Source organism: Longitalea arenae (genome assembly GCF_016924755.1).
Classification (GTDB): Bacteria; Bacteroidota; Bacteroidia; order Chitinophagales; family Chitinophagaceae; genus Niastella; species Niastella arenae.
Genome location: NZ_JAFFJX010000002.1, coordinates 210,512 through 225,860 on the forward strand (window position 1 = coordinate 210,512; position 15,349 = coordinate 225,860).

The 15,349-nt window shown below is 46.8% G+C and carries 11 protein-coding genes; 5 read left to right on the forward strand and 6 right to left on the reverse strand.

Translation table 11 applies throughout. The annotated features are described in order from the left end of the window. Positions 1-307 precede the first annotated feature (307 nt). From JT717_RS05875 to JT717_RS05885, 3 genes are all read left to right on the forward strand, one after another. Positions 308-880, forward strand: a complete 573-nt coding sequence (locus JT717_RS05875; RefSeq protein ID WP_205509269.1) for a hypothetical protein — start codon at positions 308-310, stop codon at positions 878-880. Between the two features lie 194 nt (positions 881-1,074). Next, the gene (locus JT717_RS05880; protein WP_205509270.1) at positions 1,075-1,530 is read left to right on the forward strand and encodes a peroxiredoxin; all 456 of its coding nucleotides are present in this window, start codon (positions 1,075-1,077) and stop codon (positions 1,528-1,530) included. 148 nt (positions 1,531-1,678) lie between these two features. Then, positions 1,679-2,014, forward strand: a complete 336-nt coding sequence (locus JT717_RS05885) for a T9SS type A sorting domain-containing protein (protein WP_205509271.1) — start codon at positions 1,679-1,681, stop codon at positions 2,012-2,014. A gap of 345 nt (positions 2,015-2,359) precedes the next feature. Here JT717_RS05885 and JT717_RS05890 read toward each other — a convergent pair whose 3' ends face one another. From JT717_RS05890 to JT717_RS05900, 3 genes are all read right to left on the reverse strand, one after another. After that, positions 2,360-3,532 (reverse strand): class I SAM-dependent rRNA methyltransferase, encoded by a 1,173-nt coding sequence (locus JT717_RS05890; RefSeq protein WP_205509272.1) that lies wholly within the window; start codon positions 3,530-3,532, stop codon positions 2,360-2,362. Positions 3,533-3,631: 99 nt separating this feature from the next. Then, positions 3,632-5,470, reverse strand: coding sequence for a RagB/SusD family nutrient uptake outer membrane protein (locus JT717_RS05895; protein WP_205509273.1), 1,839 nt, complete (start codon positions 5,468-5,470; stop codon positions 3,632-3,634). Positions 5,471-5,488: 18 nt separating this feature from the next. Then, the gene (locus JT717_RS05900; RefSeq protein ID WP_205509274.1) at positions 5,489-8,734 is read right to left on the reverse strand and encodes a SusC/RagA family TonB-linked outer membrane protein; all 3,246 of its coding nucleotides are present in this window, start codon (positions 8,732-8,734) and stop codon (positions 5,489-5,491) included. Between the two features lie 842 nt (positions 8,735-9,576). Between JT717_RS05900 and JT717_RS05905 the strand changes: the two genes are divergently transcribed. Beyond that, the gene (locus JT717_RS05905; protein WP_205509275.1) at positions 9,577-10,143 is read left to right on the forward strand and encodes a nucleotide exchange factor GrpE; all 567 of its coding nucleotides are present in this window, start codon (positions 9,577-9,579) and stop codon (positions 10,141-10,143) included. A gap of 219 nt (positions 10,144-10,362) precedes the next feature. Then, positions 10,363-11,520: a molecular chaperone DnaJ gene (gene dnaJ, locus JT717_RS05910; RefSeq protein ID WP_205509276.1), complete on the forward strand. Its 1,158-nt coding sequence runs from the start codon at positions 10,363-10,365 to the stop codon at positions 11,518-11,520. A 194-nt stretch (positions 11,521-11,714) separates the two neighbouring features. Here the strand turns inward: dnaJ and JT717_RS05915 are convergent, their stop codons facing one another. The 3 genes from JT717_RS05915 to JT717_RS05925 all read right to left on the reverse strand — a co-directional run bounded on the left by JT717_RS05915 (position 11,715) and on the right by JT717_RS05925 (position 15,346). After that, entirely contained in the window at positions 11,715-13,472 is a 1,758-nt protein-coding gene (locus JT717_RS05915; protein ID WP_205509277.1) for a vWA domain-containing protein, read from the reverse strand. A 113-nt stretch (positions 13,473-13,585) separates the two neighbouring features. Then, a complete protein-coding gene (gene hpt / locus JT717_RS05920) occupies positions 13,586-14,122 on the reverse strand; it encodes a hypoxanthine phosphoribosyltransferase (RefSeq protein ID WP_205509278.1) in 537 nt (178 codons plus the stop codon). A gap of 3 nt (positions 14,123-14,125) precedes the next feature. Beyond that, positions 14,126-15,346 (reverse strand): glucosaminidase domain-containing protein, encoded by a 1,221-nt coding sequence (locus tag JT717_RS05925; protein WP_205509279.1) that lies wholly within the window; start codon positions 15,344-15,346, stop codon positions 14,126-14,128. Positions 15,347-15,349: the final 3 nt, after the last annotated feature.

Here is a 15,349-nt window from a genome sequence, read left to right on the forward strand (position 1 = left end):
GGTGATGCTCGTTAAACAGCTATGATTTAGAGGGCTTTCAACCAAATATAATTAACTGCTGCGCAAAACAAACACGCAAACGTTTGTTGGAATTTAGAAATTATCTGTCATGCAAACAGTACAAACCCTGTTTCCGGGTACACTTATTGTAATACAGATGGTAGCTATTTCTTCTCCTGCGAACCCTTTTCCTTTTTGTGCAACCAATTGTAATCTCCAATATCATCCTGCCCCCGAAAACGGATCCCATACATTTTTTCGAGTTCGGTAATTATTATTCGCTGATAAAATCTTAAATTTAATAAACATGAGAATCCCGGCAGCGATACAGACATCCCGTCGTCCGCAGCAACCAAACGGACTGGCTTTAACAATGATCATGGCCATTGTTGCCCTTAGTTTTTCTCCTACTGCGTTTACCCAAAGCAGGTATGACTGGCGAACGAATATCGATCAGGTGATCCATGAAACCGACAGCATTTCCCTCAAAACGCAACGTACTTTTTACCTGAATAAAATTCTGCGGAAAGACGAACCGCTGAAGGAAACCTGGTATTATACCACGCACAATAATAATATCATTGTTTTTGAAGTTCGCTACCGGATTGATTCCCTGGAATATACTGAGACCTATTATATGAACCGCGGCCGGTTGATCTGTATGGAGCTGTATGAAACAGATTTTCTTTCTTATTACGAAGATGAAATTAAACATGGCGAAGTATTTTTTTTCGACCACGACATGCTGATACAATATGTTACCGTTGGCAACGGACTGACGGATTTGTCGTTCCGCGATCCGCAATACGAACCATTGCGAAGGTTCTATAAACGGTACATTGAACTTCAGAAGAACATACTTTCGCTGGCGACAAACTGAAAAACGTAATGTGCTGATCAACTGATTAGCTGATGTGCTAATTTGTGGCGTTCCGGTTTACATCACATTATTCGAAAGAACCAACCACCAAAACAAGATTCAATGCGCTAATTGACTACCTTGCAGCGGGTTGGGAAATCATTGTATTTCCATCAGCACATTAGCAAATTAGCACATCAGCAAATTATCACATTATGCATTCAGCACCCGACTTTACCCTATACGATTCCGCAAAAAATCCCGTAAGTCTGCACGATTTCAAAGGCAAAAAAGTAGTGTTGTTATTTTACCCCCTGGCCTTTAGCAGCGTTTGCACCAAAGAGCTTTGTTACGTACGTGATAACATGAGCTTATTTAATAATATGGATGCACAGGTATTGGGCATTAGTGTAGACTCATTATACACGCTGGCAAAGTTCAGGGAAGAGCAGGGTTTTAACTTTCCCCTGTTAAGCGATTTTAATAAAGAGGTATCTAAATTGTATAACGCCTTGTACGACGAATTTAGTTATAACATGAAAGGGGTTTCAAAACGAGCCTCGTTTGTGATTGACCGGCAGGGAATGGTCCGTTATGAACAAGTGCTGGAAAAGGCTGGAGAACTGCCCGATTTCGAGGCTATCCAGAAAACTTTGACGGCAATTGATTGATTATAATCAATTAAAATAGTATTAAAAACTTGTTTGTGAACAAATATGTAAGCGGATTCCCCTATAATCAGCAGGTTTATTGCTAAAGGAGTTGTAATTTTGGCTAAAAGGGAATATCTTGTTCAATCACTGTAAAATATCATCGTGCATGAAGATTTTTTACGCATTGTCCATCATCCTTTTATCGGCCTTACAAGTGAAAAGCCAGGAAAGAGCTCCCGGAGGAGAACCTGCGCCCACTATTGTAAAGTTCTACCCTAACCCTGCCACTTCGTTTATCACATTTGATTTTCAACGCGGCTACGATAAATCGCTCAACCTGCAGATATTTAATTTTATCGGCAAAAAAGTACAGGAGATCACGAACGTTTCACCAAAAACCACGGTTAACCTCAACGATTTTTACCGCGGCATTTATATTTTCCAGTTGAAAGACAAGAACGGTAAAGTGGTTGATTCCGGAAAATTCCAGGTTTCCAAGTAAGAACGAACTCTAATGTTATAATAAAGGGCCGGCGATACGCCGGCCCTTCTCTTTTCAATAATTATATCCCTGCTAAGCTAAGGTCTTGGAAGACAGGATCGATGAACCTAAATGCCACTGCCACAGCTTGTGGGGTAAGCCTCCGGTAAGAGTTTGAAATGGTACGCTAAAAACTATTAACGACCCATTTCAAACTATTAATGACCCATTTCAAACTATTAATCATACACCACAAACTCCTGGAGCCCTGTTTCGAGCTCGAAACCATACGCCACAAACCCTTCCGGTACTAAGTCCAGCCACAGATCATTTGTTTTCGGCTTTCCTGTTGTCAGGCGTCCTTTTTTACAGCACCTGCACGATCAAAAACTTCAAATAATGGGTATTCTCCCATTCCCATACGATCGGGTGATCGGCCGACTGGGTGAGAAAACTGACCTGGCGTATTTTTCTGCGCGCGTCTTTGGCTGCCAATTGAATGATCTCGAGGAACAGATCAGGCTGCACCAGATTGGTACAACTGGAAGTGACCAGGAAACCACCCGGTTTTACCAGTTTCATGCCGCGCAGGTTTATCTCTTTATAGCCGGTTATCGCTTTCTGAATATTGTCCCTTGTTTTTGTAAAGGAGGGCGGGTCAAGCATGACCACATCGTACTGCTTTCCCTCGCGCGCCCACGCTTTCAACACATCAAACGCATTCATACATTCAAACCGGCAGATCTTGTCGACCCCGTTCAGGGCCGCATTGCGGTTCGCCTGATCAACGGCGTTCTGGGAAATATCCAGTCCCAGCACCGATTTGGCGCCATAATGGGCTGCATGGATCTCAAAAGTGCCGGTATAGGTAAAAGCGCCCAATACATCGGCGCCTTTCACGATATGTTGAATAGCACGGCGGTTATCCTGCTGGTCGAGAAAGTAGCCGGTCTTTTGACCGTTCTCGATATCCACATGGAACTTCAAACCATTCTCCCGGATAATGATCTTCGTATCAAAGGGGGCCGACAGAAACCCTTTTTGCTGGGGCAATCCTTCCAGCTCCCGCACCGGCACATCATTACGTTCATAAATGCCTTTGGGCTTGAAGATCTTTTCCAGTGCGGCAACAATGGCCGGTTTCCAGACATCAATGCCCAGGGCCAGGGTTTGTATAACAAAGTAATCATTGAACTTATCGATGATCAACTGCGGCAGGGAATCCGCTTCGCCAAAAATAAGCCGGCAATTCTCTACATAACCCAGTTGCTGCCGGTATTGCCAGGCTTCGAGCAGGCGGTTATAGAAGAAATCTTCATTTACCACTTCCTCTTTCCTGCGGGTAAGCAGGCGCACCAGGATCTGGGAACGGGGGTTGATATAGCCCTTGCCGATAAATTTTTTATCATGGCTGTACACCTCAACCGTATCGCCGGGATTCACGCCTTCGGGAGCCTCATGCACTTCATTCGCGAAGATCCAGGGATGCCCATTGGCTACCCGCTGACTGATCTTCTTTTTTAATACTACCTGATTCATTCGCGCAAAAGTAACACTTTTTGGCCCGGCCGGAAACGAAGAAGCCGCCCTGTTAAAACAGGACGGCCTTATATAGCCTATCTTCTTTTGTGCGGAAGATCAATACCCAATATTCTGCTTCAGGTTGATCTTTCCGGTTGCATTCTCAATATCTATCTGCTGTTGCGGGATGGGGTAATATTCATTCTTTTTAGGCGTGAACGCAGCCTGCTGGTTGATCTTGAAGATCGTAGGGCGTTGTTTCTCTGCGGTGGCAAAGGCGTTCAATTCAGGCGCCATCACCGTTCCCGTGCCATTATCCCAGCGGGCCAGGTCAAAGAAACGATGGCCTTCCATCGCCAGCTCCAGCTTTCTTTCAAAACGAATGGCCTTTAACGCAAAACTCTTATTGCCGAATGCACCTGCGGGATACAAGCCGATCTTGTAATTGTCGGCCGGCGTTGTCCTGGTGATATACCTGCCACTGCCGGCGTCGTAATCGCTGTTTCTGTACACCCAGCCGTTCACATCAGCCGCCCGTGAACGAACAAAGTTAACATAGGCAAGCGCTTTGTCGGCACTGCCCACCTCAATTTCACATTCCGCTGCCCACAGTAATACATCGGCAAAACGAATGAGGTTTACGTTGTTGGCAGTGATCTGTGTGGGCCCCCAAAAGCTGGTTTCGGTTGAGGATAACAGGTTTTGCTGTGCTTTGGCATAGGCATTCTTTTTCGGACTGAAATATCCATTGGTGGCCTGATCGCGGATCCAGGTGTTCTGCGGCGTTGGCCCCCAGTCGAGATAAGGAATGCCCGGGCGGCCCATGGTCCAGTCGATCCGCGGATCGAGTGTACCCGCATAAGGTGCGCTTGGGTCGCTGACATTCGGCGCATTGTTAAAATCATCGAAGAGCGGCAATCCATCAGCATTGGTTTTATAAGAATTGGCCAATGACATGGTGGGATTATTAAAACCACAACATCCACCGGGCCCTGCACTGTTAGGGAAGTTCAGGGCATCGCCATGGTTACCATTGGTTCCCGAACCATCGTTTACCGAAGCCTGGTAGGCAAAAATAGATTCTGCACTGTTATCAGTAGCCGCATTAAAGTTGTCTTCAAAATTTACCAGCCTGTACGGCTTGCCATTGGCTGTTTGTCCGTTGCCGGAACCGCCATACGCGGCCGGAATGATCTTATCGAACTGCGCTTTTGCCTGCGCATATTTATGCTGATACAAATAGATCTTTCCCAGGTAAGCAATGGCGGCCGACTTGTTGGCCCTTCCTGCCTGCGGCTGGGTTTCCGGCAGATTGTCTACCGCAAACTGCAGATCGGCTTCTATTTTGGGCCAGATATTTATAAAATTACCGGCGTCATCGATATTGGGTACATTGGTATTTTTTGCAGCAGTGGTGATCGTTTCATCTACAAAAGGCACATTGTTCCACATTTTCTTTACTTCAAAATGAAAATGGCCGCGCAGAAAACGTGCTTCGCCCTCCATTACTTTTTTCTCTGTGTCTGTCATATCGGTCACCTTGGGCAATACCCGCAGTACTTCATTGGCACGTTGAGCGCCATCATACATGGCCTGCCATTTTTGGTTAAAATAAGGGTTGTTGGTATTATAGGCCCAGGTCTCAATTTGTACAATATCGCCCTGGTCGCTAGGCGTAGAACCTTTGTAAGAATCGCCACCGGCGACACTGCCGAATACCCAGTTCGATGGACCGGAAGCCCAGTTGTTACCAGCCGCTCCACCCATGCCGCCAATCATATGATAGGCGCCAATAAGCAATCCGCTTGCACCTGCCCGGTTTGTTAACTGATCAGGGTTAAAGGCGCCCAATGGATCTTTGTCGAGAAAATTTTTGCTGCAGGAAGCAATGATCAGTAACAGCGTCATTAATGAGATCGCTGCTGTAGATCTATTTGGAAAAGGATTTCGTTTCATTTTGCTTTGATTTCAGTGTTAAAAAGACAGGTTTACACCCACGTTGTAATTCTTCTGATTGGAGGGATAGTTACCAAAGTCGATCCCGAAGTTGGTATTATCGCGGAGGTTCGATGTGGTTAACTCAGGATCGAGGCCGGTATATTTTGTAATGGTGAACAGGTTGGCGGCCTGCACGTATACCCTGAGCCGTTCAATGCCCAGCTTTTTGATCCTGGCTGTTGGAATATTATAACCCAGTACCATCGACTTACAACGCAGGAAGGAACCATCTTCCAGGTAATAGGAGCTGAACTGTGTGGTGGTACTGAAGTTAGCGCCCCGTTCGAGCCGGGGCACTTTGGCATTCAGCTTCGTGGGCGTCCATGAATTGTAAACCGCATCTTTACTGATAGCACCATCGAAAACCTGGGGGAAATCAGTCCAGTAACGAACATAGTTGATCACATCATTCCCAACCGATGTATAAAAGAAAGCTGAGAAATCAAATCCTTTATAAGAAGCGTCGATGTTCAAACCGGCGGTGAATTTGGGATTGGGGTTACCAAAAAATACGCGGTCATCGGCATCTATTTTACCATCGCTATTGGCATCCTGGAACTTCAGCCGGCCGGGCGCAGCTGCTTCCTGCACGGGCGACTTGCTTACGTCGTCGGCACTTTGGAACAGCCCTATCACTTTATATCCATAGAATGCACCCAATGCCTGGCCTGGTTGCAAACGCGAGAAAGCACCAAAGCGATTGGAACCTGTACTTACCTGGTCGTAATACTTGATACCTTCGGGCAAACTTTTCACTTCATTCTTATAGGAGGTGAAGGTACCGGTAATATCGAACCTGAACTCATCGATGTTACCATGATAGGTAGCCGCAATATCAATACCCGTGTTCTGAATATTGCCTGCATTCACAAAGGCCGCAGTAGCGCCACCGCCGGTTGCCGGCGCCAGTGGGCGGAAGAGCAGTCCACTAATGGCTTTCTTATACCATTCAAATGAAAGCGATAATTTATTATCCAGCGCAACCGCATCGAAACCTATGTTGGTAATAATATCTTCTTCCCAGGTAGTGGCCCTGTTACCATTCTGGCTGGCATAGATACCGAGTGCAGAAGTATTATTGGCGCCGTTTATATCATAATAGGAATTCGCAGCGATCTGGCTGTAGAGATCGAATGCATTGGTGGGGTTGATATTACTGATGGAACCCAGCTTGCCCCAGCCGCCGCGTAATTTCAACTCATTTAACCAGCCGATGGTGCCAAAAAATGATTCGCGGGAAATGCGCCAGCCTGCGGTCACGCTCGGGAATACACCCCAGCGCTGGCTTTCATCAAAGACCGAAGAGCCATCCCGGCGCAGGGTACCGCTCAGCAAATACTTATCATCAAAGTTATAATCGACCCGGCCGAACTGTGAATACAGGGCAGTTTGTACGGGTGTGGCTGGATTGTTACCATCGATGCCAATGCCGTTATTGATGCTCAGGTTACCTGTTACCTGGCCGCTGGGGGGACCGAACAACAAGGTCCACAAGCTGGGACTCACGGTAAGGTTTCCGGCATTGGTCAGGGGGTAATTGGTGCGTTGCCCGAAAAAGCCCCGTTGGTAATTTTCTATAGCTTCGGTTCCCACCAACACTTTCAGGTTGTGATTGCCGAAAGTATTGTTGTAGGTTAAAGTGTTTGTCCATGTCCAGCTGCTATTGTACATCGAGAACTCGGTAAAGCTGTTGGGATTTTTATTGTTCTCGGCATTTTCGTAGGAAGTATAATTAAAGATGTGCCAGTAGCGGTTATCGAAGAAACCACCGAAGCTGGTGCGGGCAGTAAAATGTTTTAACAGATCAACTTCTGCAAACACGTTACCCTGCACCTGCCAGTCATTATCCTTGTTATTGGCGGTGCGTTTCAAATTGGCTACGGGGTTCTGCGCATTGCCCAGGCCTTGTGAGCCGGTTCCGGCAAAATTGCCCATGATATCATACACGGGGATCAGCGGGCTTTCTCGATAGCTATGCGAAATGGGATTGCCTTCATTCTGGTTACCGTTGGTCAATCCCGGGTTCTGCCGGTAGAACACATAGGCATTTTCTCCAATGCGGATCTTGTTGTTCAAATTAAAGGTGGTGTTGATGCGGGCCGAATACCTTTTTAAATAAGTTTCTATCAGGGTACCCTGCTGATCGAAATAGCCGACCGACAAAAAGAAGGTCGATCGGTCGTTGCCCGATGATACCGCCAGGTTATGACTGGTGATGGGCGCAGGTTTGAAGATCTCATGAAACCAGTCGGTGCCCTGTTTGTTTGTTTTGGTGATCTGGTTCTCGTACAGTTTGTACGTGGAAGGATCGGTGTTTGGATCACCTTCCATGGCAGCAGTAGGTGTAATATAATCAGGAATGACCGGTGTTTGCCCGGTGCCCAACTGTTTATGCCCGGGTGTGAGGCCGCTGTTGATATAGCCCTGCTGGATGGCATTGGCGGTTTCCTGGGTGTTGGCAATATTGAACCCGTCTTTCAATGGCCTTTGTGTACCATAATAGGCATCGTAGTTCACGCGTACTTTGCCTGTTCTGCCCCGCCTGGTGGTAATGACAATTACGCCATTGGAGCCACGCACGCCGTATATCGCAGCAGCGCCGGCATCTTTCAATACCTGAATAGACTCAATGTCGTTCACGTTCAGGTCGTGCATGGTACCTTGTGTACCGTCGATGATCACCAGCGGATCTGTTGAGCCTACCGAGGTGATGCCGCGCACCCTGATATTACTGTTACTGCCAGGCATACCCGAGGTAACCACGGTTACGCCCGCGGCCTGGCCTTGTAAAGCCTTTTCAGGGGTACCGGTGGGGATCTGCCGCATGTTATCTACCTCCACCACGGCCACAGAACCGGTTATATCTTTTTTCCGCTGGGCGGTATAACCGGTGATGACGACCTCGTTCAGGTTGGAGGTAGTTGTTTTTAAAGAAACGGTCAGCGTAAGATTATTGCCTACCGGCAATTCCCTTGACTCGAAGCCAACGGAAGAGAAGACCAACACTGCAGCAGTATTGGGAACGCCGATAGAAAATGAACCTTCTGCATTGGTTTGTGTAGCAACGTTTGAGCCTTTCACCGTTACTGTAGCGCCTGTAATGGGCTGATTGTTGGAGTCAGTTACTTTGCCCGAAATGGTTTTTAATTGGGCAAGCATCGTTGTGGCCGGTAATAGCAATAGAATGGCTAGCCACAACCTAACAGTTAGCTTTGAGGGCATAATGATGATTTTTGTGTAATGTTTGGTTGTGAAAATGTGTAAACTAAATATACCTATTAATCGAGTTCGCTGATGTAAAAAATCACGCTTTCCGGGAGCCGTTAGTTACAGAAAAGAGCCATCAGTTTTTTAATATGTTTTAGGTGTTGAGAATTAATCTGTATAACGTAACGTATATCAGTAAGCTGTTTTTTGTTATCAAAGAACCCGGATTAAAAATATTTTATTTAGAGAAAGAAGCGAACCTAAATGCTGCAACCGGTGAAAAAAAGGTTAGTATCTGTTAAAGATGTATTGTGCTATAGATTGTTTTGCATGAAGCACAATACATAGCTGCATGTTGAATGTGAAAGCAAGCGTATTTCTAACTTAATGTTTTTGGCCCGCACTGGGGGCTCCGGGTTCAGGCCTCTGACCTCCGGCTTCCTGCTTCTGCTTCCTGCTTCAGACTTCCGGTTTCAGGCTACCGACTTCGGATTTTGTTCATCAAACATTTTACTTTATACTTCTGACTTCCGGCTGCCAGCCTCCAACTTCCGGTTGCCGGACTGTATCTTTGCACCCCGCTCGGGTGTGCCAATTTTTTGTGAGTGCGGCAACAGCGGCAGGAACCGGTCTTTTTCTCACCTGCCGGGTTGGAAATAAGACATTTTGGCTTGCCCGGGCGCACTGGCAAAATAATTGACACATATGTGTTTACCAGTGAAAAATGGTATTTTTAGCGCTGTTCAACGGGCAGCGCCCTGTTTGACGTAAAAAAGCCTTCTGACGACAGTTGGGAAGGCCGCTTTTGACCGTCATTATTTCAGTTTAGAAAGCGAAAAAACTTGTAAGCGATAGTTATGGCAGATAACGAAAAAAACACCGTGAACCGTGAAAACGGTACCAATGCAGAAATGGACACTAATACCGAGGAAACCGTCAGTGGGTCATCACAAGTTAACGAACCGGTTGCCAGCGAAGATGAAACGGAGAAATTGAAAGCTGAGATCACAGAGCTGAAAGACAAGTACTTGAGACAGGTTGCCGAGTTTGAGAATTTCAAAAGACGCACTGCCAAGGAACGGATAGAAATGATACAGACCGCCGGCAAAGAGGTGATCACTTCCCTGCTGGAAGTGCTGGATGACTGTGACCGGGCTGAAAAGCAATTGCAGGCCAGTGACAATCAGCCCCTGAAAGAAGGGATTCAACTGGTATTTAATAAGTTGAGAGCTACGATGCAGGGCAAGGGCGTAAAACCCATGCAAACCATTGGAACAGATTTCAACCCCGATCAGCATGAAGCGATCACTGAGATCCCGGCTCCGAGCGAAGAGCTGAAAGGCAAGGTGGTTGATGAAGTGCAGAAAGGGTATTATATGAATGATAAAATTATAAGATTCGCGAAAGTGGTAGTGGGGAAATAATGAGATAATTCGATAATGTGATAATTTGATAATGCGTTTATGCGATTCCTCGTGAACGCCGGGCGGAAAACCTGAAATTTTCAGAGCAGTTGCACAGAGACCCATTATCAAATTATCGAATCATCACATTATAACATTGGTTCGGAATCAGCACATTAGCACATTGTTTACCCGAATTATCACATTAGCAAATCAGCACATCAGCACATTATATTTTATATGTCGACTAAAAGAGATTATTACGAAATATTAGGGGTTGCCAAAGGCGCTTCTGCGGATGAAATTAAAAAAGCATACCGCAAGGTAGCCATGCAATATCACCCTGACCGTAACCCGGGCGATAAAGCCGCCGAAGAAAAGTTCAAGGAGGCTGCCGAAGCGTACGAGGTATTGAGCGACGCCGACAAGCGGGCTCAGTATGATCGCTTTGGCCATGCCGGCGTACAGGGCAATGGTCGCGGCTATAGTGGAGCTTCGAATATGGAAGATATCTTCAGCCAGTTTGGAGATATTTTCGGCGATGATATTTTCGGTAGCTTTTTTGGCGGCGGTGGCGGCAGAAGAGGCGGTCAGCGGATGCGCGGCGTTCGCGGCAGCAACCTGCGCATAAAGATCAAACTCACCTACGAAGAAATTGCGAAAGGCGTTACCAAACAGGTTAAAGTAAAAAAACATGTACCCTGTAACACCTGTCATGGCAGCGGCGCAAAGGATAATGGCAGCGTTCAAACCTGTAGCACCTGCGGTGGCAGCGGACAGGTTCGGCGAGTTTCCAATACTTTCCTGGGCCAGATGCAAACAGTTACTACCTGTCCGGCCTGTAACGGGGAAGGTACTACCATAACCGCCAAATGCGGCAGCTGTAAAGGAGAAGGCAGGGTGTATGGCGAAGAAACGGTTACGCTCGATATTCCGGCCGGTGTACAGGAAGGAATGCAGCTTAGCCTGGGCGGCCGGGGTAATGCCGGCGAACGCGGCGGTCCTCCCGGCGATCTCATTGTTTTAATTGAAGAAGAACAACATAAAGAATTGCATCGCGATGGATTGAATGTGGCCTATGAGCTGCATATCTCCTTCCCCGATGCCTGCTTTGGAACTTCCGTGGAAGTGCCTACAATTGATGGTAAAGCACGCATTAAAATACCGGCGGGCACGCAAAGCGGAAAGATCTTCCGGTTGAAAGGCAAAGGCTTTCCCGGTGTGAACTCTTATGAAAAAGGGGATCAGTTGATCTATGTAAATGTGTGGACGCCGCAGAATCTCACGGCCGATGAAAAAGCCATGCTGGAGAAAATGAATGGCTCACCCAATTTCAAACCACAACCTGAAAAGTCGGATAAGAGCTTTTTTGATAAGGTGCGGGAAATGTTCAGCTAATGTGCTGATGTGCTAATTAGCTAATGTGCTAATGGAACTACTGTGCGGCATGCCGGCAAAATTCCGTTAGCACATTTTGTTTTGTATTTAATTAGCCCATCGCTTGCGTGTATTTCATTAGCATATCAGCACATCAGCTAATCAGCACATCGCTTGCGTGTATTTCATTAGCACATCAGCACATCAGCTAATTATCACATTATCTTTCTTTTCTTCCTCTCCCTCCCATAGATCTTCTTCGCCTTCTCTATTATCGAAACAAACTCCTGCTGAATAGCGTCCTGCGGGTCGGCTGATTCCGACGCCAGTTTTATTACTTCCGGCCAACTATAAGTGCGGGCATATTTTGAATCTTTCAGTAAAGCAGCGAACATCGACACCGCAGCTGCAAAGCGGTACGTAGCCGGCAAACTGTTGAATGGTGTAACGATGTACGGACAGCGATAGGTTGTGAAGCGATGTACCGTATCGTTCGGCAGTTCATAGCGAACCTTTATATGGGCCAGCTTGCCCTTGTCTGTTGCCGGACTTGTCACCGGGTAAACGGGATCTATTTCAAATAAAGCGACCACAGAGTGCCCTGAGCCTACTTCTCCCCCATCGAGCTCACTGACCGAATCAACCAATGCCTTCCATTTATTGTCGAAACCCAATAAGCGGTAATGTTTAACCAGCTCGGCATTGAATTCAATATTCAAAAAAGCATTGTCGGCCACACTATACAGGGTTTGCGTCAATTCTTTTACCAGCACCTTTTCCGCTTCCCGTTCATTGTCGAGGTAAGCGAAATTGCCATTCCCTTTTTTTGCCAGCACTTCCAGTTTCGAATCTTTATAATTGCCCATACCCACGCCCAGGCAGGTTAAGTAAATACCCGATTGCTGGTGCAGGGTGATCAGCTTTTCCAGCTCATCATCGCTGGTTTGTCCTACATTGAAATCGCCATCGGTAGCCAGGATCACGCGGTTATTGCCGCCCTTTATGAACTGGCTTTTCGCCAGGTTATAAGCCGTTCTGATACCGGATTCGCCGGGTGTTGATCCGCCCGGATACAGCTCTTCAATAGATTTGCGGATCTTCTCTTTTTCTTTTCCAGAAGTGGGTTGTAGCCAAACGCCGATGGAACTGCCATACACAACGATTGAAATGGTATCCTTATCGCGCAGGTTATTCACCAGTAAAGTAAAAGCCGATTTCAACAGCGGCAGGCGGTTAGGCATATCCATGGAGCCGGAAACATCTATGAGGAAAACCAGGTTGCTGGGTGGTATCTTCTGCGGATCGAGCTTGCGTGCCGATACATGGAGGGCAAGCAGCTGGTTGGCCTTGTTCCAGGGACATTCTGAAATATAGGAACTGAACCCAAAAACACTATCGGGGGGCGGTGGCTGGTATTTGAAATTGAAATAGTTCAACAGTTCCTCGGTACGAACCGCATCGGGCGGAACCGTTGTGTTCATATTTAAAAAACGGCGCACATTGCTGTACGATGCCTTGTCGGTATTGATCGCAAATCCTGTTTCCGGGTATTTATCCGCCTGTACAAAATCATTTTCCAGTAACGAGTTATAAGTTTCAGACCCTACCGTCCAGTTACGGCGGTCGCCGGGTTTTAAGTTCCGGGTAAATGATAAGAGGCGGTTCTTTTGCAGGTTGGCCGAAGTGTATAATGTTTTTAAAACAAGCGAGTGGTATTTGGCGGTTTCCAGTTTTACCGACAATGCCTGGTAGCCATCGAGGGAAATGGTAATGGAGTCGATCCTTTTGGTAGTCATGATGCCGAAAGAGCCGCTGCTGCCGGAGGAATATACATAGCCGGTGGAATGAAGCACAATACGTGCATTCGACAAAAGATTATTCTTTTCGTCCCTGATCTCCCCACGTAAATAATACTGCGCATGCGCGGTGATTATACACAGGAAAGAGGTTAATATGGCGATAGCAGCTTTCAATATGTTGATGAAGCTTAACCGTGACCAAGTAACAGGGTAACCAGTTAACACTGCCTTTGTGGGGGCAGGCTTTGTCAACCAGTCAACTTATTAACTATAGTAACATATCAACTCTACTCGATCAATTTAAAAATTTCAGGGATATTTCTACCTAATCCGTCATAATCCAGGCCGTATCCAACTACGAATTTGTTGGGAATAGAAAATCCAAGGTAATCGATGGTAATGGGAAATACCGTTGCTTCGGGTTTGTGCAGCAGGGCTACAATCTTTAACGAGGCAGGTTGCTGGTGGTGCAACTGGGGCAAAAATTCGCTCAGCGTTTTACCGGTGTCTACTATATCTTCTACGATCACCACATCCCGGCCAAACAGGTCCATGTCGAGGCCGATAGCAGTGATCACATGACCCGTAGATTTAGTTCCCTTATAAGAAGCCAGCTTTATAAAACAGATCTCTGCATCAATGGCAAGCTCCTTAAACAGGTCGGCCGCAAACATAAATGAGCCGTTCAGAATTGCGATGAACAATGGCTTTCTACCGGTATAGTCTTTATTCAGTTTTCCAGCTATCTCTTTTATCCGGTCAGCGATCTTTTCAGCACTAATGTATGGTTCAAATTGTTTGTCGTGTACACGCATCTCGCCCATAAGTCAGTTTTTGTAAATAACCAGTTCCTGTCCGGTTTTCAGGTCATTACCAGTCAGTTTATTCCACTCTTTGAGTTGTTCTACTGTAATACTATACTTTTTCGCGATACTATACAAAGTTTCTTTTTCCCTTACAATATGCAGGCTGGCGGTTACAGCCGATGAATTGGCAGGGGTGATCTGGTCTGGCGTCACAACCGGCAGCTGGGGAGTTGCTGCTGCCATCACTTCCGTTGCCAGTTTGGGTCTTTCCGGGGCTTTCGACTGCAAATAGAGCTTCTCGCCTACGGCTGGCTCGGGTTGGTCCTGTAAATGATTGTTACTAATGAGGTTCTCGAGCCTGATGCCTTCCGCCTGGCTAATGCTGTAGAGGGTTTCGCCGGGTTTTACTTCATGAAACTCAACCTCGCCCGATTTGCGTTTCCGCTGCAGGAAGATCAGTTGATCCTCGGCCAGCACATCATCATCTTCTTCGGTCAATTCATTGAAATCGAGCAGGTGCTTTAAAGCAATATCATATTGTTTGGCAATACCCAGTAAGGACGTGCCTGCTTTTGCAAAAATGACCTTGGTGCGGTTGATCTTGAATTCGCCGATCGGATAGCTCACTACGGGTTTGGCAGTGGGCAGCTTGATCTCCCGGATGGCCACGCCATTACTGATGCTCACCGGCTTGCCGCCGCCTGCCAGCACTTCATCCTGGGGCGATAATTTACCCATTGCTATGAGCGTGTACTGCTGCAGGTTGTAGTCTTCTATAAATTTGATGATTATCTGCGCATATTTCGGATTGGTGGCATAACCGGCTTTTTTTAAGCCATGGGCCCATTTCGTGTAATCGGTAGGATCATATTCAAACAAAAACGCATAACGGGGGCCATTACGCAGAAAATCGGAGTGATCCACATAGGACTCATCCGCTTTGGAATAACTTCTGAAACATTCACCACGGGCATCGTCATCGTGGTATACTTTCTCGCCCTTCCACTCTGACCGGCACTTGATCCCAAAATGGTTATTGGATCTTTGCACCAGGTCGCTTTTACCCGCCATACTCTCATGAATGCCCTGTGCCAGGGTGATAGAGGCCGGCACACCGCTGCGTTGCATTTCGCGGATCGCTGTTTCCTTATACGTATTGATGTAATCGATTATGTCGCTGCTGCGCTGTGCCTTAAGGCCCTGCACGGCGAAAATGGACAATACAACCAGTAATCGTTTCAACGG